The following is an 18,136-nucleotide window of genomic DNA, read 5'->3' on the forward strand; positions in this document are numbered from 1 at the left end:
TGGCCCTGTGGGTTGTGTCGGCATATCCAGATCATGGTGTTGGACCAGATGATCCGGGTTTGGGGATGTTGGCGGGCTCTGCGTCTGGGTGAGCCAGAGCGAACAGGATGGCGTAGAGCATGGAATCAATGCCGTTGACGGCATCGTGGTGCGGGTAATAGGGCGGTGCGTCTAGGGAGCGTTCGAAGTAGTCACCAAAGCAGCTGAGACACTCGCGTATCTCTACGGTGGAGCCCTGCAGCAAGGTCTCTTCAAACTGCTTGGCATATACCCTGTCATCACGAGCCTTGGTGACTGCTTGCTCCAACAACGCCAGCACCCCTTGGTTGCTGGCTGCTGCCAGGCTATGGCGCAGCTTGCCCAGGGTTTCCTCAAGGGAATAGGGGTTAGGTAATCGCACAGTGTTTGTCCCTTCTTGGCCTGATTAGTGCCGCAACTGATGCAACAGCGCATCAATGGCTTCGACACAGTCGGCCTGGGTGAGTTGGTAACCGTTGGGCAGGTGAGCGACGATAGCGGGCGCTGCCTGCATCTGGACGTTGTCTGCCAGCCAGCAACGTAATTCGATGAGGATATCGAGGACGGTGAGGTGTGATTTGCCAGGGGGAACGTTCATAGCAGGCCTCGCTCGGCCAGCGAGACTACACCCTCAGCGCCGACCACCAGGTGGTCGAGCTGGCGGACATCGACCAGTGCCAAGGCCTCTTTGAGGGCCTGGGTAAAGACCCGGTCTGAGTGGCTAGGTTCGGGGTCGCCGCTGGGGTGATTGTGCACCGCGATGATGGCCCCACAGTTGAGTAACAAGGACCGCTTGACCACTTCCCGTGGGTAGATGCTGGCGCTATCGAGAGTGCCGCGAAACAGCTCCTCAAAAGCCAGTACGCGATGTTGGAAGTCGAGGAACAGTGCGCCAAACACTTCGTGATCCCGGTCTTGCAGTAAGGTTTGCAGCCGCTGGGCGGCCTCCGAGGTGCTGGTAATGGCATTGCCTTTGGCCAGACGCTTGCGGGCAATCTGATTGGCGATACGTAGCAGGTCTTGCTCGGTCACCGGTTCGGTAACGACATAAGTGCCGGGGCATTCCCCGGCTTTGAGTTTGTGGTAATGCATGGTGGTCTCCTGAAAAAGAAAGACCCCGGCAGCGCGAGGCATACCGGGGCTAAATGCAGAGAGGTTGTTGGTTCATTGTGAGGGTAGTTCAGCTGGCCGTCGTGATGGGGCCTGCTTTGGCTGCGGGTTCATGTTTCACCGGCATCAGCGATCCGGGTACCAGTACGTTGAGCGGGATAGCGAGTGCCACACTCAGCCGTTCTGCCAGTTCATAGGCAGGGCCAATGGCGTCGTAGTCTGCTACCCAGGTGGCCAGCGCCAACCCACTGGCCTCTACCGCCCGCAGGTAGACGCTGTAGCCGTGCACGGTCAGGCCACTGTCACGTACCACCTGCGTCTCGCCATTACGATTGATGGCTTCAAGTTCAACGGCTACCGGTTGCTTTGGCATCTTGTGCCTCCTCTTGGGGTAAGGGGTCACTCTCCACACGATAGCCGTGATGGATGCAGGTACGCTGCAGGTCGCTCAGAAAGCTTCCCAGCACTCTGGGCTGCTCAGAGTGCGGGACGGGCCCTGCTTGGCAGCGCCAGAAACACTGGTGCTTGGGGTCCACACAGATTTCATCCACGGGTTGGCTCATGGTGCGCCAGTCCTCGGCATTGGTGAGGGAGAGCAGTTGCCACTGCACGCCAGACCAACGTAAGTGCAGCGTGACGGAGCGGGTGTTTGGGCTACCAGGAGTCAGGTGCAGCAACCAGCGCTCGCCCTGGCGAGTTGGCTGCAGCTTGGCTTTGGCCGCGACCAGCCCCAGCCACTGGCGTGAGGTGTGGGAGAGCGGCAGCTCGTTAGTCATCACACACCTCCTAATCCCCGCTGACCGTGACGGTGAAATACCCCAACTGGGCGTAGCTAATGAAATTGCTCTGCCACAGAGCAAACAGTTCTTGTGCTTCCACGCCGGGCAGTGGCCCCCAGCCCTGCAGATAGTGCTCATCGCAAGAGAGGTTGAAGTCGAGCTCCTTGCAGAGCTCCGCATCCTGGCCCAATCCCTGGTAGCTGAAGTCGGTGATGTAATCGAAGACCCAGCCGTGCAATCCCCGAATAAGCCGCAGCTCTACCGGATGGACGCCACCCGTTTCGGCGCTGTAGCCGGGGCTGCGAAAGTTGAAGGTCAGTTGAGTCAGACGCTCTTGGTCGAGGCCTGTATTGGCGACCTCCTGATTGAGTAGCGCAAGTAATGCTTGGGCAACGGGCAGGGCAAAGCCGTCCCGGAAAAAGGGAATGGTCATGGTGTTTCCTCATTGAGTTCAAGCAGGAGAGCACCCCTGCGTTTTGCTTTGAAGTGATGGGTCAGTCGTTTAACCAATCCCACAGTTTGCTGACGCCATAGACTGCAACGGCGCCCACGGCAAGGGGGGCTAACAGCGGGGCTGAAACAATACCGGTCACCGACACTACCGTTGCTGCGGCGCCACTACCGCCAGCAGTCGTGGCCAGCGTGCTGGCAGCAAGCCCTGCCGTTGCACTGGTGGCCGCTTTACCCAGCGTATGGCGAGCCACTTCGGCTGCCACCACCGTTGCTACAGCGGTCTGCAGCAGCTTGGGGGGATGCTGAACCCCTTCAATGCACCAGGTGACAAACCGCTCGCTGCTAGCAAACGGTTGGCCTTGCTCACCTTCACTCAGTCGGGCGTAGGCCCGTGTCAGGCTTTCCTCTCGGCTGAAAAGGCGTTGGGTATGGGGCTTGACCTCAATGGTGCAGTGTTGGCTGAATTCAGCCAGGGAGGTCAGCGCCAGTTGGCCTGAGTGCTCTCCGGCAAGGGATGGTAGACAGTGAATGACCTGGTCATGGCCAACAAAGAGGCCATGATGATGGCCTTCAGGCTGTGGTGTTACCAAGTGATCGCCAATAATGAAATGTCGTGTCATGGGATGATGATCCTCATCAAGAGTTGGAAATGAAAAAGGGCGTCACCATCACGGTGACGCCCTTTGGCTTTATTTTTTTCTGAGTGGGCTACTTGCCGCCCACGGTGATCTTCAGTGGTTGATGAAACTCAGGGGTGAAGGTCGAAACTGGCAGTCGGGTGACTTCGTTGTGAGCGAGCACCTCGGTCGCCTGAATGATAGCGATGGACTTGGCCTGCTCTACCTGCCCGCAGTCAACCTCCGTAAAGCCACCGCCATAGCGAGTGGCTGAGCTCCCGCCGAACGATTCAACCTCCAGAGTTGATTCGGCCAGCGCTTTGCCCTTCTTGTCATTGAATTGCAGCGTGATGTACAGCCGCCCAAACTCATCCGCTCCCCCACTATCGAGAGAGAAATGGTAGGCGCAGACGCCTTGGTTGGCGTAGACGGTGTCAGTGTGCTGGATAGCGAGATAGCGCTGATCTTCTGCATGGCTGACGGTTGTACAGAACAGTGCGGCAACAACGGTAGTCAATAGCGTGTTCTTGATAGTTATCATTTGGTTGATTACCCCCGGTAATATTCACACGGTGTTTGAAGCTGAACGGGCTTCATCTTCCATATCGCGACGGCAGTCTCGTCTTTATAAGCTGTGACTTTGGATGCGGCCAAGAGGGTGCTGACAAGGTCAGTCCATTGCGCCTGATTGGTTACCTTCGCGGAGAGGCGCTTGCCATCGACCTCAATGGCATCGACAAATTGGCTACCTTTGCCATTGGTGTGTACCAGGCTTGAGGTGGAGCGCCCATCTGAGGTTTCAAATTTACGAGAGCACTTAAGCGTTAACAGATTCACGCCTTGGAATAGGTCGTATTGGGTGCCTTGGTTACTCATTTGCCATTCGGCATGTCCTACAGGCTCTTCAATCGACACAGGTTGTTTTTTTGCGTTCTCTTCTGCCTTTTTCCAGGATGCAACCTTACCCTCCTTACGTTCTTCGTGATACATCCAAGCATCTAACGGATAACGCTTGATGAGTCGGTCACCGATCATGACATCGACGTTGTTCAGTCGATTGTAGGTATTGACCTCGATACTGGCCGAGGTGCTGCAGGTGCCGGTATCGAGCTTTTTAAAGCTGCGACTGGCGTGTTCAGCAACGAACAGGTCACCGATGGCACAGCCCGTTTGGGAGCGGTTATTGACCAGGGCGACATAGTGGCGGTTTTTGTAGAGCGGCTCACAGGTGCTTTTGTTGTTGCATGACTGAGCCAGCGTGATGCCATCACTGTCTTGATAAGACCAGATGTCATTGGGGCTGCTTGCCATGGCGCTCGGTGCAGTGAGTGCCAGGGTGAGCAATGGAACGAGCTGTTTCATGAGAACTCCTGTTGGTAGTAAGTCATAGAGAAGGGGATAACCCTATACAGGTCAGGCAGGCAAAAAACGCCCAATAACAACCTATTGGGTTGATGTTCGCCTTTTGCGGTTCTTCATGTCAACGGGTCTACCCCCAACCATAAGGGTTGACGGGAGGACTTATGACAGATATCAACGTTGGACAGTTAGCCAAGAGCGTAGGTAAGGCGATTGGGCGTCAGCGCAACCGGGCAGGCTTTACCCAGGAGCAGGTGGCTGAACACCTCAATATCGGGATGGAAGCCATCTCGCGGATGGAGCGCGGAATTGTGGTGCCTACCGTGGTGCGGTTAGCGGAGCTTGCTCAACTGTTTGGTTGTGAGCTGGCGGACTTTCTGCGCGAGACCAGCAACCGCCCGACCGAGCAGGGCATTGTGCTGAGCCAGCAACTGGCCCGGCTCGATGATGCTGACCGGACCCTGTTGCTGGAAACAGTAGAACGGTTGGTGGAGCGGTTGGCGCGTCCCCGCTGATCACACGCCATTCACTGGGGAGAGGATGGGCTCCCTTTCCCCAATTTGTTGGTGAGTGGACTCCTTCTTGGTTGTGGCCTCTGTGGCGTTCTGGTTGCTTGGCTTTGCGGTGCGTTATGCGAGGCAACCTCCACTGTCCCTACGTTTCCATTCGCCGTATCGTCGCTGTTTGCTTCGGGATAGAACTCCTCCAGCAACATCGGCACCTCTTCATCGATATCCTCAAACTGGCCATTACGCAGCAAGTCACGAGCGGCCTGCTCCATATTGTCGATGGCGAGCCCCGCCTCTTGGTCACGCTGGGCCTCCTCCTGAGCCTGTCTGACTGCCTCGGTCAGGTTGGTCTCTTCCCGCAAGGTTAAATCCACGTAGTAGACCGGTGTGCGGTAGGACTGGGTAGTGCTCTTGGCTCGCAGCCGCAGGGTGAGTGGCAGATAGCGGGTATGGCCACCGCTCACAGCCTCCAGGTACTTGAGCCGGGCCGCCAGAGTGCGCACCGAGTTGTAGCCGGTGGTGCGGAAGATAAAGCTGCCCAGCTCATCCCCTTGCCCCTCCACAAACAGGTTCAGTCGCCCGTACAGTTTGCAGCCCTGTTGCCCTGCAAAGGCGCAGCGCTCTGGTCCAGGGCAGCTGACTTCCTCTGTGCCTTGTGTCCCAACGCGTCTTGCCACCTCCCCATTCCCGACACAGAGCGGTCTGCCGGTTTGCCGGTCAAACGCGCTGTATTCCGCCCGTAGGTTCAGGTCGCTGTCGTTGAACAGCACTCGCACCGGAATGGCGCGGATCTTGGTCTGCTCCTGCCCTTGGCCACTCTTTTGCGATGAGTAGTGTTGGTGCAGGGGATGGAGCAGCCATCCCCCCTTTTGTTGTACCTGGGTGGTGAGGGTGAAGCTGTCGTCTTTTTCCGGTACCCACTTATCCTGTTTTTGCACTAGCTTGCCGATGCAGATCCGCCCGATCACGGGCGGGGTGATCGCCAGTCCTTTAATCATGGTGTTTGTCTCAAGGGTTGAATGGTGAAACGGCGCACGCCGGGCACCGGTTTGACGTAACGGGTGAGCAGGTCGGGATGATCCTGTCCGAGCTTATCCAGATCCGGTGCCAGCCGGTCTTTGCTGCGCTTCCAGGTGATCTTGCCGTCGGTAAACAGCCCGGCTGTCGCTTCACCCAAGGTGGCTTGCAGCCGCTGCTTGAGTTGTGACTCCTGCTGCTCGATCGCTTCCTTTTGCTGACGCAATCGCAGTAGCTCCCCAAACAGCTGGTTGAACTCGGGGGAATCGGAGAGATCCACCGTCTGGCCATCATCACGAGGGAAGAGCCAACTCAGGGCATTGGCGGCATCGCTGGAACCGTCAGGCTCGGGCTGCTGGTCTTGTCGCACCATCTGCCAGAACTGCGTTTCCCGCTCGGTGAGATCCTGGATCTTCTCTTCGTCACGCTCAATGCGGTAAATCCGAAAATCCTGGCCGCCGATCAGCACTGCCACCTCAGCCCAGGCATGACCGGTGACGGCCAGTTGATGGAGTACCTGACACTGGTAAGCCACCGGCACCCCTTCCTCCCACTGGGGGGCACTGTGATAACTGGCGGTCTTGATCTCCAGAATGCCCGGTCCATCGGGATGGCCGACTACTTCCCGGTCGAGGTTGGCGAGCATGAAGGGATGCTCGGGGTGTTGCAGTACTGCATTGACCCGGCGTACACGAAAGCCAGTGCGTTTGGCATAGACCTGTGCCAACACAGGTTCCAGCTCAATGCCCCACAGCACCGCTTCTTTGTGGGAGATATCTTGCGGCTCCTTACGACCGGTCTTCTCCAGCCACAGACTGAGCGGGCATTTGTAGGGGGATAGCCCCACTGCCACGGCGGCATCGGAGGAGCCAATGCCGAGTTTGCGGATAGCGAGCCATTGCTCGCGGGTTAACTGGGTAGTAGAGGCCAGCCGCAGGGCCTGGCCATATTTGGCTTTTGCTTTCATGACGACTCCTTGTTGACGGCATAAATGGCGACGCCCGGATTGGCTTGCGCCAGTCCGGGTGAGGTCGTTATGTGGTTTGAATGGGGACGAGGAATTACTGCAGCAGAGTGAGTGCCTGATTCAGGGCTTGGGATTTGAGTTGGGCACCCTGACCAAACCAGGCGGAATCGAGCCGGTGATCCTGGCTGCGAGCACGGCGGTGGTGATCCACGTATTCGGTGACCGCATTAACCAGTCCCCAGGCGGTATTGCGGGAGCTGGCAAGCTCTGAGCCCATTCCTGCGCCCTGATAGAGCATATGCAGCCGTTGTAACGGCTTGGTGAGAATGATGTTCTCCCCATCGAGCGGTTGCGCCAACAGGTCGCTGAAAAAGCGCAGCGCCTCTTCGGGGGCCACGGGCCGTTGTGCTAGTGCCTTGGTCTGGATTTTGAACTCATCCCAATGGGAGATCCCCAGTCCGAGCGACTCTTTGACGGCAGCAGCATCGAACTGAGTGGAGTGAGGCACCTTGATGGCGCCGGAAGCACCGCGCAGTGCCATCTGCAGGGTGCTGTTGCATACTACCCGCAGCGAGGTGAACTGCGCCGTGGTGCAGAGCGTGCCGTCGCAGCTGGTCGCCAGCAACAGATAGGACTTTACCAAGTCATTGCCTGCTAGCTTGAGGTCCTGACCGGTTTTGGCCAGCGCCCACAGCTTGCGGCCGCCTTTAAGCGAGCCTGCGGTCTCCAGCTCAAAGCCACCGGCTTCTACCAGATCTTGATAGAAGTGCAGTACCTCGTGAGGCTGTACCACGTTGTAGCGCTGAGAGACTACCGACAGGGGGGCGAGGGTATCGGAGCGATAAAGCACCTTGCTGTCGCTGTAGGGGCGGATATGCAGCGCGTCAGAGGCGATGTTAAACATCACGTCGCTCTGCTCGATAGTCCAATCCATCCCGGCTGCCTGTAGCCAGATATCGAGGGACTGTTGCGGGGGCAAGACATTGCCAAGGCCATGCCAGGGCGTTTGACCGGTGTAGGCCATCGTATCGATAAGGTGAGCCATGAGAGATCTCCAATGAAAAAGGGACTGCACAGAGCAGTCCCTTGGGTAGGTTCATGGAGATAATATATATCTGATTTTAATTGAAATAAGACTTATTTACATTGCAGGGTTTCTATCTATGTAATGTGCGCTGTGGTACCCCGTGTGGTACCCCAAGCCAAAAACGACCAAGGGGTTAGCGCCATGAAGATGCTAACCCCTTGTTTTATATGGTGCTCCCGACTGGAGTCGAACCAGTGGCCTGTCCCTTAGGAGGGGACCGCTCTATCCTACTGAGCTACGGGAGCCTTGTGGCGGGCATTATACAAGAAGCCGCTCCCTTTTAAACCCTTGATTCTTATTCCAATACTGCCAAATCACCGATTTGGATGTTAAATGGCGAATATTTGTTCCGAGTGCTGATGATGGCGCCGTCCTCGAATACCTGTACCACCTCGAACAGGCCGTCTGCCGGGTTGCGCATCATACGTGACTTGCCATAGGAGTCGATGAAGTCGGCGCGGTGCTGGATGCGAAACTGATCCCCGAGCTTGACGCCGTTGCGCCGACCCAGATTGATGTGTGGGCCACGCTCGTTCTGGCCTATCACCCGGGCTGTGACCGGGGCGCAGTTGAGCTGGGCCACCAGATCCTGTACCGCCTCTTGCAACTGATAGTTGACCTCCTGGCCATAGCTGGACTGCCAGAACTGGCCGCCTCTGGTGCCTATCTGATCCCGCTTGCCGAAGGTCCAGTTGGCGCGGCCCTGATACTCCTTGCGACTGAGCAGGCTGCCGCTGATGCCGTCGAACAGGTAGAGCTGCATACGAAAGTTACGGATGGGGTCTTCGTACCAGCGTGTCAGCTGGCCGCCCTGCGGCTCAATGGAGAGGTCATCTATGCTGCCGAGCACCAGATACTGGCTGTCGGTGATAAGGCTCAGGGCCTTGATCTCCTCAAGAGGGCTGCGATCACCCTGTTGCAGGTGGAGCGGGTCTATGCGCAGATTTTCGTCCAGCCATTGGCGCGCGGCTACCCCTTGCGGCGCGTTGGCCAGGGCCTCGAACATGCGACGGGACAGGCTGGCTGGCATGTCGTCGAGGGCACCGTAGCTCGCCTGGTCCGGGTAGCGAAGCCGCAGCCTGACCAGTGTCAAATTCTTGGCGTAGTGCTGGGTCTGGCAGATCTGGCGTTCGGCTTGGATATCGGCCTGTAGCGTGATGTACATGCGGCCGTTGCGCACCTCTTCCCGCTTGAGCCGGTACTGGCGGATGTCGCCGCCGGAACGGATCTGGATCTGTTCGGAGCGAAGGCTGCCGTTCTCCAGACGCTGGGTGCTGGAGACAGCTGCGCCGCTCGCCAGCAGGGCCTGGCGCAGGGCATCGCGGGTGGCTTGCTCGCGGGCATAGACCTCGTCGCCCCCCAGGATGGCGGCACTGCCCTGGGCTTCGATAAGCTCTGCCCGGACCGACAGGCTGGCCAGCAGCAGGGTTAACAGCAGCGGTAATTTCATGACAAACACCTTGAATATGCGGGTCGGGGCTTTCACCCCTGTCGAAGTGATGGCGCCGGCCGATACAGACCACAGAACCGTGCCAGTTGCACAGCACACTGCAAATAATTAGCAAGATCCATGCCTCATTCCCGACTCAAGCTTTGGCCCGCTGAACCGATAACGAATCAGGTGCAGATACAGGAAAGGTATCCATGAACAAACTCATCACGGCGTTGGCCCTTGTGCTGGCGCTGACCAGCTGTGGTTCCGACCCCATCAACCGGAATATAGGTGACCCTCGCCAGGCCATTCATGGGATGGAGCTCAATTGGCTGGTGGCGCGCATGACCGATCAGCTGATGGAGCGCAAGTCGCTCACGACCCTGACCGAGCCCATTGCCGTCGCTTCCTTCGTCGATCTCGATACCCTGCAGGACACCAACTGGATGGGGCAGCAGATCGGGGAAAGTTTTATCCACGAGCTGAACCGGCGTGGGGAAGTCGTGGTGGATTTCAAGATGACCGGCAGCATCAGGGTGACCCCGCATGGTGACTTCGTGATGAGCCGCAACCATCGGGATCTCGCCCCCCGGCTGCCCATCTCCCGCGTCCTGACCGGTACGTTCAGCCGCAACAGCAATGGGGTCCTGGTCAACGCCCGGATTATCGACATGCGTACCAAGATGGTAGAGACCACGGCCCAGAGCCTGATCCCGCCACAATTTCTGTCCGGTGCCAACAACTCTTTCGGGCGAGCATCGATTAATCGCGGTTTTCTGATCCGTGACAGTCAGGCTAGACCGGGCGGTCATCTGGTCAACCTGACACCTTAAGGAGCGAGTCATGAAGATCTTGTTTGGTTGCCTGCTGGCACTCTTGCTCACCGGTTGCAGTGGTAACCGGGTAGTGGATTACACCCAGGGTGGCAGGCCCGATGATTTTCCGATGCTCAAGGCGGTGGGGTATGCGGTGATCGACATTCAGCCCGGTCCCTCCCAGTCGGAGAAGATGCTGCAGGCGATCCGCGCTTCCAAGATGGATGCCTATCGCGAGCTGGCTGAACAGCTCAATGGCCAGCAAGTGCGGGGCCAGAGCAGCTACAAGGACCTGACCCAGGTCTCCAACTCGCTGGATGTGTCTGTGGCCGGCATGGTGCGTGGTGCCCGGGTGGTGGCCTCCTATCCCCGTGGTAATACCTATGCCACCGAGATGGAGCTCGATACCCGAGCCCTCTACAACATCAACCAGTTGATGGCCGGTCAGTTCTGACGGCGAGGCAGAAAAACAAAAGGCGAACATGATGTTCGCCTTTTTTGTTGGCAAAAATGGTCAGTTGCCCATGAGTACCGGCGGCACAGTCGTCGGCTTGACATCTTCGCTCGGGTAGCAGCCCAGCACCTTGATGTAGCGGGTGATCTTGGTCAGCTCCATCAGCGCGACCTGCATGGCCGGGGTCTGCAGGTTGGCGGAAACATCCAGATAGAACATCTCCTCCCAGGGGTTGCCCTGTACCGGTCTGGATTCCAGCTTGGTCATGTTGATCTCGTTGTTGCGCAGCACCAGCAGCGCCTCCACCAGGGAGCCGGGCTTCTGTGAGGTGGACATGATGAGGGTGGTCTTGGCCGGAATTTGTGGCGCCACGTCGATGGGCTTGCGTGCCACTACGATGAAGCGGCTGTAGTTCTCTTTCTGGTTGGCGAGCTGCTCGGCCAGCACGTCCAGTCCGTACAGCTCACCGCCAGCCGCGCTGCCAATTGCCGCCGCTTCCGGGCTTGCCAGCTCCCTGACCTTCATCATGGCGCTGGAGGAGGAGTCGCAGATCTCGTGGCGTGCCCCTTCCAGCTTGCTCAGGTAGTGGGAACACTGCTGGAACACCTGGGGGTGGGCGTAGAAGGTCTTGATGCGGCCAAGCTCGGTAGGTACTGCGGTGAGAATGCAGTGCTCTATGGGGTAGGTCAGCTCACCGACGATGGAGAGGCTGGTGTGCTGCATCACGTCATACACCTCGTTGATGGAGCCAGAGCTGGTGTTTTCTATGGGCAGCACGCCAAAGGCGGCGCGACCCGATTCCACCGTATCCAGCACCTCGCGAAAGTTCTGGCAGTTCACCTCTATCACTTGATCCTTGTAACGGGCCAGATACTTGCGGGCGGCCAGGCTAGAGTAGGAACCGCGCGGCCCCAGATAGGCGACGCTGGTCATGGGTTCCTGCTGTTCCGGGTTGAGCAGGCTCTGCAAATAGGCCTGCTGGGAGAGCACGGAATCTTCGATGATGGTGTGATAGATGCGGGTGATGTACTGAGCATCCAGCCCCAGCAGTCGGCCCTGCTGGATCAGGGCGACCAGCAGGTCCTGCTCGCGCTGGGTGTCGCGGATGGGACGTGGATTGGCCTGCTTGGCACGGGCAACCTCTATGCTGAGGGTCTTGCGCTTGGCCAGCAGGGCAAGCAGCTCCTGATCCAACCGGGTGATGTCTTGTCTGATCTCGTCGAGCGTAGCCATTGTGGTTCCCTATCCAAATAATCGAGTGTGGTAGCTGCAAAAAAAAGCCTCCGCTAGGGGAGGCTCGATTCGTCTTTGCTTTCTGTTCATGCGACGACAGGGCCTTCCCTCATGTGGGCCGGATAAACGAGAAAGCAAAGAAGAATGGTGCGTGCATGGGTCTTGTCCTGAAAATATCGTCATAACCATTAAGGGATTTGGGCGTGGGATGCAAGTAAAACTTGCCCGTGGGAGGCGAACGGGGCAGGGTATTTGCGTGTGCCGACGGGGCCATTCAAGCGCCATCTTGCGGCAGTTGGCTCAGCGGCAGAGGTATCATGAGGAGGTAACAATGGCGATTATTTTTGATCTGGGACGGGTGGTGGTGAGCTGGGATCCGGTGGGCATAGTGAGCTCGGTGCGAGGGCCGGACGATGCTGAGGCGCTGGCGGAGCGGCTGTTCAACCACCCGGACTGGCTGGAGGTGGACCGGGGCACGCTGTCGCTGCACACCATGGCCCGTCAGGCGCAGGAGCGCACCGGCTTGCCTGCGGCACAGAATCTTGCCATTTTGCAGGCGGTGCCCGCATCGCTCTTGCCGGATCCCGCTATGCTGACCCTGATAGCCGAGTTGCATGGCGCAGGCCATACGCTCTATGCGCTCTCCAACATGGGTCATGCCAGCATCGACTGGCTGGAGCAGCAGCCGTTCTGGCGCTTCTTCAGCGGCAAGGTGGTGTCGGCGCGGGTGCGGATGATGAAACCGGAGCCGGATATTTATCGCTATCTGCTGGTGTCGTTTGACCTGAAGGCCGACGAGTGCCTGTTTATCGATGACAGCCCCGCCAACGTGGCCGCCGCGCAGGCGCTGGGGATCGGGGGGCTGGTGTTTACCGATGCGCCCAGCTGCCGTCAGCAGCTGCTATCGCTGGGCTATCTGCCCGGTTGAGCCAACAGTCAGGAATGCTCAAGGAGACGTTATGGAGCATGGCCGGTTTCGCAATTGGTTGAGTCACTACCCGGATGCCGGCTTGCTGATCGCCTGCCTGGATGGCAGCGGTTACCAGCTCTGTGTCGAGGTCGACGGCGAGATGCTGTGTCTCACCGACAGCGAGGGGGGCAGGCTGACGTTTGGCTCTCTGGAGCAGGCGGAGGGCTTTTTGCGGGCGCATCAGGTGCATCAGGCGAAACTGCGGATTTATGATGCGCAACAGGATGAAAATGAAGGGAATTGGCAGGAGATGGTCATTAAATTCTGATTTCACCTTTTCTTTTAAGGGTTTATTCAGGATGGTTACGGCACAATAGCGGCCAATTTATCATCCGGTGTTGTCATTATGGATGCCAATATAGTTGTGCTGAATCGAGGATACGATCAGACCTTTCAGGCCAGGGAGCAGCTGCTTGTCGAGACCCTGGCCAGCTACGGCGAACTGGTGGTCTCCTTCTCTGGCCGACTGGAATCCTGCTACAGCATGGATTTGTGCCGTGCCAGCGGGGTTCGGGTCAGGGCCGTCACCCTGGACAGCCCGACCCGCAGCCGCAAGGAGGTGGCGCGGGCCAAACGCTACTGTCAGCGCTATGACATAGAGCAGAGGATCATCAAGACCGACGAGATGATCTTCTGCGATCACCTGCGTCACCTCAACGAGGTGATCGACCCGGTACGCTACATCTGTCACCTCACCGCGCGGGAAACCGACTGGAGTCATCTACCCATGCTGCTGCCCGCCCCGGTTGAGGAGTTGCAGGAGTATTTGCGCCGCTTCGGTAGCCTGCCGGCCAACACCCTCTGGCTGTTTGCCAAGCAAGGTATGACCCACAGGGACGTTCGTTACGGCTTCAACAAACGACAGCTGGGGCGCTGGGGCAAGAGTGCCCACGGCTGCCTGAGCCGTCGTTTCTCCGATCCCGAACTGGTGGACAAGCGCCATCTGCGCATGGTGGACATGGCGGAGCAGATGCTGGCTGACATGGGGCTGGAGGAGGCGCAGGTGTTCTTTCATACCCTCTCCGATCAGGCGACCACCCTGGCACGGGTGCGCGTACCGCAGCGGCTGCGTGCCCAGGTATTCGACTTGCAACCGGATATCCTCAATGCCCTCAAGAGCACAGCGTTCGATCTGGTGACGCTGGACATGGTGCTGGAGGAGGAGCGGCAGGGGCTGGCTGGCTGAGGCTGGCCGCAGCGGGCAAGAACGTGAGTCGGGTCATAGGCAAGTCGGGGCCGACTCTTTATACTGACGCCCTTTTCCATCGACGCCGAGCCATAGTCCTATGAAACCTTTGTCCCGCTTGCTGGTTGCCCTTTGTCTGTCACCCTTGCTGGCACAGGCTGCGCCCCTGACCCAGGTCACCCTGCCCGATGGCCGCCAGGTGCAGCTCAACGATGACTTCACCTGGGAATATCTGCTGATAAAGCCGACGGCGAGCGGTGACGTGGTCACGGGTGCGGTGGCTGTCCCCGTGCTGACCGAGCAGGCGATGACCAATCCGGATCTGCTGGCCCAGGCGGTCAAGGATGGGATCGGCGTCAAGCTCGACAAGATTGAGGGCTCGGATCCCCTGTCGCTGCAATTCATGGTGAGCAACACGGGCAGCCGCAGCGTGGTGCGGGTGCGCGGCAGTGTCACCTTGTTCAGCGAGCAGGGTGCCCAGCTGGCCAGGCAGGAGGCCCGTTTCTGGGTGGGCGAGAACCGCCTGCCGGAGTCTTATCTGCGCAAGGGTCAGCAGCGTCCCTCCCTGGTGCTCGAGATGCCGCGCCCGGCCGGTCTGACTGGCCAACCCCTGGTGCGAGTCGAGATTGAGGAAGTGGAGTTCCGCTAAGCTCTCGCCACCCCGATGCCATTTGCCAAACAGGTTCCATGACTGAGCCTGTTTGGGCTCAATTGTTAATTCGGTAACCGCCAGCAACAGTTGCTTACATCTGACATGATTTAGCAACAGCTTGCCGCTCGGTATTCTCCCGCCTGCTCGGCACAATGGCTCCATTCCAGCTAGGTCTCAACTAGCTCAACACGTGGAGTCATCAAAATGAAAAAAGTTGCACTTTCTGTTCTGGTTCTGGCCGGTTTCGCTTCTACTTCCGCTCTGGCACAGGATGCGTTCAGCTATGCCAAGGGCGGCTTGACCTGGGCACACACCAAGTCCGATTACATCGGCGGAAAAGACAGCAACCACCGCGATTTCGGCGGCCTGAATCTGGATCTCTCCAAGAGCTTCGGTTCCAACTTCTATGGCCGTCTGGGCAGCGAATACACCTCCCGCAATGATGGCAACGACAGCATGGGCCTCTCCAGCCTGGGTCTGGGTGTCTACACCCCGCTCAGCACCGGTCTGAACCTGTACGGTGAAGCAGGTCTGATGGGTTACAGCATGGAGCGCGAAGTGGCTGCCAACGTGAAGGACAGCGGTTGGGATGTGATCACCCGCAAGAACAGCGGCAGCATGTACGGTGAAGTGGGCCTGCGTTATGACATTGGCGCTGTCGAGCTCTCCACCGGCTACCGTTACGCCAACATGACCGACGACATGCAGGACTTCAAAGTGGGCGCCGCCTACAAGGTGAGCCAGAACCTGGCCCTCACCGCCGACTACACCTATCGCAACTGGGATCTGCAAAAAGGTTCCATCTCCAGCCTGGGTGTGAAGTACAGCTTCTGATCTTCCCTCCCGTAGTGTCTTGATTGCTTGCCCATGACGTCTGTCATGGGCTTTTTCATTTCTGGTGATCCTGTTTTTGCCCTTGTGCCGTATCAGTCCGCAATAGTTATACAACTTTCTTTTCTTTGTATAACTGCTATAACTGAACTCAGGCTTATACAAGGAGCGTCAACATGTACAAGATTAAAGTCGGTATCAGTGCCTGCCTGTTGGGACAGGAAGTACGGTTCGACGGGGGCCACAAGCGCTCCAGCTTTTGCGAACGGGATCTTGGCGCTCACTTCGATTATCACCCCGTCTGTCCCGAGATGGCCATCGGCCTGGGGGCGCCGCGCGCCGCCATCCGGCTGGTCAAGCGCCATGGCGAGATCCGCGCCGAGGCGAGCAACGGGAGCTTCGATGTCACCGAGCAACTGATCGCCTTCAGCGAGCAGAAGGCCCGTCAGCTCGACTTTATCTCGGGCTACATCCTCTGCGCCAAGTCCCCCAGTTGCGGCATGGAGCGGGTACGCATCTATGGCGCCAACAACGAGGGGAGTGCCAAGGAGGGGATTGGCCTGTTTGCCAAGGCGTTGATGGAGGCCAACCCCCTGTTACCGGTGGAAGAAGATGGCCGCTTGTGTGATCCCATTTTGCGAGAAAACTTCGTGTTGCGGGTCTTCGCCTACCATGACTGGCAGCAGCTCTGCGCCCAGGGGCTCAGTGCCGCGGCGCTCATCCGCTTTCACTCCCGTTACAAGTATCTGGTGCTCTCCCATGCCACCACCCACTACCGCATCCTTGGCAAGCTGCTGGGCAACCTCGGTAAGGCCAACCTGCAGCAGGTCGCCGACAATTACATCAAAGGATTGATGGCGGCCCTGACCCTGCGGGCCAATCGCCGCAGCCACACCAATGTGCTGATGCACCTGCAGGGTTACTTCAAGCGGGTACTGACCCCGTCCCAGAAGCAGGAGCTGGCCGACACCATTGACAAGTACCGCACCGGTATCTTCCCCTTGCTGGTGCCGTTGACCCTGATCCGCCACTACCTGCGGGAATACCCCAATCCTTATCTGGCGCAGCAGGTCTATCTCAATCCGCACCCCGATACGCTCAAGCTGCGTTACGGGCTCTGATCCCGCTCTGTTGCCCCGGCGCGCTGTGTGCACCGGGGCGATCCACCCCTCTGTTTGATGGACGTAGTTATGTCTGATTTACCGCACGAAGTTGCTCCTTTGCCAGATGTGGGGATTTACCCCATTCGTGATGTCTCCCGCCTCACCGGCGTCAATGCCGTCACCCTGCGTGCCTGGCAGCGCCGCTACGGGCTGGTGCAGCCTGCCCGCACCGAGAAGGGGCATCGCCTCTACAGCGAGCAGGATATCCGCCAGATAGGCGAGATCCAGCGCTGGCTGGAGCGGGGGGTGAGCATAGGTCAGGTCAAGGGATTGCTGAACGAACCCCAATCCCAGCTGGTGAGCGATCACTGGCAGCAGACCCTGGATCAGCTATGTCAGTCGGTGCTTGCCCTCAACCAGCGCAAGGTGGAGGCGCAACTGAATGACCTGCTGGCGAGCTACCCGTTCGAGCTGGTGCGCAGCCGGGTGTTGCAACCCCTTGTTGGGCAGTTGCTCGGCCTGTGGCGTGAGCGGCCCGATGGCGAGCTGCTGCAACAGGTGTGGCTGGGCTGGCTTCATACCCGCTTCGCTCGCCACCTCATCGAACAAGAGAAGGGACGCCCGGTTACCCTCGCAAGCTGGGGTCAGGTCGGCCCCCTCGATCTGGTCTGGTCTGCCTATGAGCTGATCGGCCAGGGTTATGAGGTACAGCTGCTGGGGGCAGTTGAGCCGCGCCACTTCGCCCTGCTGGAGGGGCGGGCGGCCACGCCCTGGTTGCTGTTACTGGGGGCCGGGCTTGGCAAGCCGGATATGGCCACTGGCTGGCCGGCGGGCACTCTCATGTTTGGCGAGCTGGGCCGCCTCTATGACGCGGATTGGCTGGCGGCCCATGGTTGGCAGCCCACTCTGGCTGAAGTCAGTTTGGACAAACCGGCAGCCCGTGGCGGTGCCGTGCGCGGGAGTAAGACCCCATGAAGCTGGTCTGGTTTCGCAATGATTTGCGCCTCGCCGACAATCCGGCTTTGCGACATGCTTGCGCCGAGACAGGGGAAGTAGCCGCCCTGTTTGTCATCTCCCCGACCCAGTGGCGGCAACACAAGATGGCCGCCATCCGTCAGCGCTTTATCCTGGCGCAGGTCGATGCGCTGGGCCGCGAGCTGGCGGCGCTTGGCATCCAGCTTCATCTGCTGCGGGTCGAGATCTTTGCCGAGCTGCCCGCGGCGCTGGCGGCCCTGACCCGGGAGCTCGGTGTCACTCATCTCTACGCCAATCAGGCCATCGAGCTCGACGAACAGCGCCGTGACAGCGACGTCGGTGCCGCGCTGGCAGAGCAGGAGATAAGTTGCCACTGGTTCAACGGCTGCTGCGTGCTGCCCCCGGGGCGGGTGCTGACAGGCGCAGGGGAGATGTTCAAGGTGTTCACTCCCTTCAGCCGAGCCTGGTTCAAGGCGCTGGAGGAGGATGGCTTCGTCATTCACAGAGCCCCCGCGCCACGGGGCGAGCCGCTGTCGTGGCAACCGCTGCTCGAAAGGGCATGTGTCGAT

The 18,136-nt window shown here is 58.8% G+C and carries 25 protein-coding genes, 1 tRNA gene and 1 other annotated feature; of the genes, 11 read left to right on the forward strand and 15 right to left on the reverse strand.

Annotated features, from left to right (window positions below; translation table 11 throughout):
* Positions 1-31 precede the first annotated feature (31 nt).
* The 9 genes from AAC083_RS21685 to AAC083_RS21725 form a co-directional block, all read right to left on the reverse strand.
* Positions 32-400 (reverse strand): hypothetical protein, encoded by a 369-nt coding sequence (locus AAC083_RS21685; protein WP_258224821.1) that lies wholly within the window; start codon positions 398-400, stop codon positions 32-34.
* A 24-nt stretch (positions 401-424) separates the two neighbouring features.
* Positions 425-616, reverse strand: coding sequence for a hypothetical protein (locus AAC083_RS21690; RefSeq protein ID WP_108537670.1), 192 nt, complete (start codon positions 614-616; stop codon positions 425-427).
* The gene (locus AAC083_RS21695; RefSeq protein WP_108537671.1) at positions 613-1,110 is read right to left on the reverse strand and encodes a JAB domain-containing protein; all 498 of its coding nucleotides are present in this window, start codon (positions 1,108-1,110) and stop codon (positions 613-615) included. The genes AAC083_RS21690 and AAC083_RS21695 overlap by 4 nt, the downstream gene beginning before the upstream one ends.
* An 88-nt stretch (positions 1,111-1,198) precedes the next feature.
* A complete protein-coding gene (locus AAC083_RS21700; RefSeq protein WP_108537672.1) occupies positions 1,199-1,501 on the reverse strand; it encodes a hypothetical protein in 303 nt (100 codons plus the stop codon).
* Positions 1,476-1,904: a hypothetical protein gene (locus tag AAC083_RS21705; RefSeq protein WP_108537673.1), complete on the reverse strand. Its 429-nt coding sequence runs from the start codon at positions 1,902-1,904 to the stop codon at positions 1,476-1,478. The genes AAC083_RS21700 and AAC083_RS21705 overlap by 26 nt, the downstream gene beginning before the upstream one ends.
* 10 nt (positions 1,905-1,914) lie before the next feature.
* Entirely contained in the window at positions 1,915-2,340 is a 426-nt protein-coding gene (locus tag AAC083_RS21710; protein ID WP_108537674.1) for a DUF2787 family protein, read from the reverse strand.
* Positions 2,341-2,401: 61 nt separating this feature from the next.
* Positions 2,402-2,980 carry a lecithin retinol acyltransferase family protein gene (locus tag AAC083_RS21715; protein WP_108537675.1) on the reverse strand — a complete coding sequence of 193 codons (579 nt, stop codon included), beginning with the start codon at positions 2,978-2,980 and terminating at the stop codon, positions 2,402-2,404.
* An 88-nt stretch (positions 2,981-3,068) separates the two neighbouring features.
* On the reverse strand, positions 3,069-3,518 hold the full coding sequence (locus AAC083_RS21720; RefSeq protein ID WP_258224822.1) for an IrmA family protein: 450 nt from the start codon (positions 3,516-3,518) through the stop codon (positions 3,069-3,071).
* A gap of 8 nt (positions 3,519-3,526) precedes the next feature.
* Positions 3,527-4,339, reverse strand: coding sequence for a hypothetical protein (locus tag AAC083_RS21725; RefSeq protein ID WP_108537676.1), 813 nt, complete (start codon positions 4,337-4,339; stop codon positions 3,527-3,529).
* A gap of 161 nt (positions 4,340-4,500) precedes the next feature.
* Between AAC083_RS21725 and AAC083_RS21730 the strand changes: the two genes are divergently transcribed.
* Positions 4,501-4,851, forward strand: a complete 351-nt coding sequence (locus tag AAC083_RS21730) for a helix-turn-helix domain-containing protein (RefSeq protein ID WP_108537677.1) — start codon at positions 4,501-4,503, stop codon at positions 4,849-4,851.
* An 11-nt stretch (positions 4,852-4,862) separates the two neighbouring features.
* Here the strand turns inward: AAC083_RS21730 and AAC083_RS21735 are convergent, their stop codons facing one another.
* The 5 genes from AAC083_RS21735 to AAC083_RS21755 form a co-directional block, all read right to left on the reverse strand.
* Entirely contained in the window at positions 4,863-5,843 is a 981-nt protein-coding gene (locus AAC083_RS21735) for a recombination directionality factor (protein WP_108537678.1), read from the reverse strand.
* Positions 5,840-6,829, reverse strand: a complete 990-nt coding sequence (locus AAC083_RS21740; RefSeq protein ID WP_108537679.1) for a YqaJ viral recombinase family nuclease — start codon at positions 6,827-6,829, stop codon at positions 5,840-5,842. The genes AAC083_RS21735 and AAC083_RS21740 overlap by 4 nt, the downstream gene beginning before the upstream one ends.
* Before the next feature lie 94 nt (positions 6,830-6,923).
* Positions 6,924-7,874, reverse strand: coding sequence for a DUF932 domain-containing protein (locus AAC083_RS21745; RefSeq protein ID WP_108537680.1), 951 nt, complete (start codon positions 7,872-7,874; stop codon positions 6,924-6,926).
* Between the two features lie 210 nt (positions 7,875-8,084).
* Positions 8,085-8,161 (reverse strand) — tRNA-Arg (locus tag AAC083_RS21750).
* A 50-nt stretch (positions 8,162-8,211) separates the two neighbouring features.
* Positions 8,212-9,366: a flagellar assembly protein FlgT gene (locus tag AAC083_RS21755; RefSeq protein ID WP_042037054.1), complete on the reverse strand. Its 1,155-nt coding sequence runs from the start codon at positions 9,364-9,366 to the stop codon at positions 8,212-8,214.
* Positions 9,367-9,560: 194 nt separating this feature from the next.
* On the opposite strand from AAC083_RS21755, the gene AAC083_RS21760 reads away from it, so the two are divergent.
* Both AAC083_RS21760 and AAC083_RS21765 read left to right on the forward strand, forming a co-directional pair.
* Positions 9,561-10,181, forward strand: coding sequence for a FlgO family outer membrane protein (locus tag AAC083_RS21760; protein WP_108537681.1), 621 nt, complete (start codon positions 9,561-9,563; stop codon positions 10,179-10,181).
* 10 nt (positions 10,182-10,191) lie between these two features.
* Positions 10,192-10,617, forward strand: coding sequence for an LPP20 family lipoprotein (locus AAC083_RS21765; protein ID WP_108537682.1), 426 nt, complete (start codon positions 10,192-10,194; stop codon positions 10,615-10,617).
* A gap of 60 nt (positions 10,618-10,677) precedes the next feature.
* Here AAC083_RS21765 and pheA read toward each other — a convergent pair whose 3' ends face one another.
* On the reverse strand, positions 10,678-11,850 hold the full coding sequence (gene pheA / locus AAC083_RS21770) for a prephenate dehydratase (protein WP_108537683.1): 1,173 nt from the start codon (positions 11,848-11,850) through the stop codon (positions 10,678-10,680).
* A 38-nt stretch (positions 11,851-11,888) separates the two neighbouring features.
* Positions 11,889-12,011: a sequence feature (Phe leader region), on the reverse strand.
* Positions 12,012-12,181: 170 nt separating this feature from the next.
* Here pheA and AAC083_RS21775 point away from each other — a divergent pair.
* The 8 genes from AAC083_RS21775 to AAC083_RS21810 all read left to right on the forward strand — a co-directional run.
* Positions 12,182-12,778 carry an HAD family hydrolase gene (locus tag AAC083_RS21775; protein ID WP_108537684.1) on the forward strand — a complete coding sequence of 199 codons (597 nt, stop codon included), beginning with the start codon at positions 12,182-12,184 and terminating at the stop codon, positions 12,776-12,778.
* A 31-nt stretch (positions 12,779-12,809) separates the two neighbouring features.
* Positions 12,810-13,088 (forward strand): DUF6482 family protein, encoded by a 279-nt coding sequence (locus AAC083_RS21780; RefSeq protein WP_108537685.1) that lies wholly within the window; start codon positions 12,810-12,812, stop codon positions 13,086-13,088.
* A gap of 45 nt (positions 13,089-13,133) precedes the next feature.
* Positions 13,134-14,006, forward strand: a complete 873-nt coding sequence (locus tag AAC083_RS21785) for a hypothetical protein (RefSeq protein WP_108537686.1) — start codon at positions 13,134-13,136, stop codon at positions 14,004-14,006.
* A 100-nt stretch (positions 14,007-14,106) separates the two neighbouring features.
* Positions 14,107-14,655 carry a DUF3157 family protein gene (locus AAC083_RS21790; RefSeq protein ID WP_108537687.1) on the forward strand — a complete coding sequence of 183 codons (549 nt, stop codon included), beginning with the start codon at positions 14,107-14,109 and terminating at the stop codon, positions 14,653-14,655.
* A gap of 207 nt (positions 14,656-14,862) precedes the next feature.
* The gene (locus AAC083_RS21795) at positions 14,863-15,492 is read left to right on the forward strand and encodes an outer membrane beta-barrel protein (RefSeq protein ID WP_108537688.1); all 630 of its coding nucleotides are present in this window, start codon (positions 14,863-14,865) and stop codon (positions 15,490-15,492) included.
* 173 nt (positions 15,493-15,665) lie between these two features.
* Entirely contained in the window at positions 15,666-16,610 is a 945-nt protein-coding gene (locus AAC083_RS21800) for a YbgA family protein (protein ID WP_108537689.1), read from the forward strand.
* A gap of 69 nt (positions 16,611-16,679) precedes the next feature.
* Positions 16,680-17,567 carry a MerR family transcriptional regulator gene (locus AAC083_RS21805; RefSeq protein WP_108537690.1) on the forward strand — a complete coding sequence of 296 codons (888 nt, stop codon included), beginning with the start codon at positions 16,680-16,682 and terminating at the stop codon, positions 17,565-17,567.
* Positions 17,564-18,136, forward strand: a 573-nt coding sequence (locus AAC083_RS21810; protein ID WP_146181761.1) for a deoxyribodipyrimidine photo-lyase, incomplete at its 3' end; no start/stop codon positions are given. The genes AAC083_RS21805 and AAC083_RS21810, both read left to right, overlap by 4 nt.

The organism is Aeromonas sp. HMWF014 (assembly GCF_963878295.1).
GTDB classification, from domain to species: domain Bacteria; phylum Pseudomonadota; class Gammaproteobacteria; order Enterobacterales; family Aeromonadaceae; genus Aeromonas; species Aeromonas popoffii.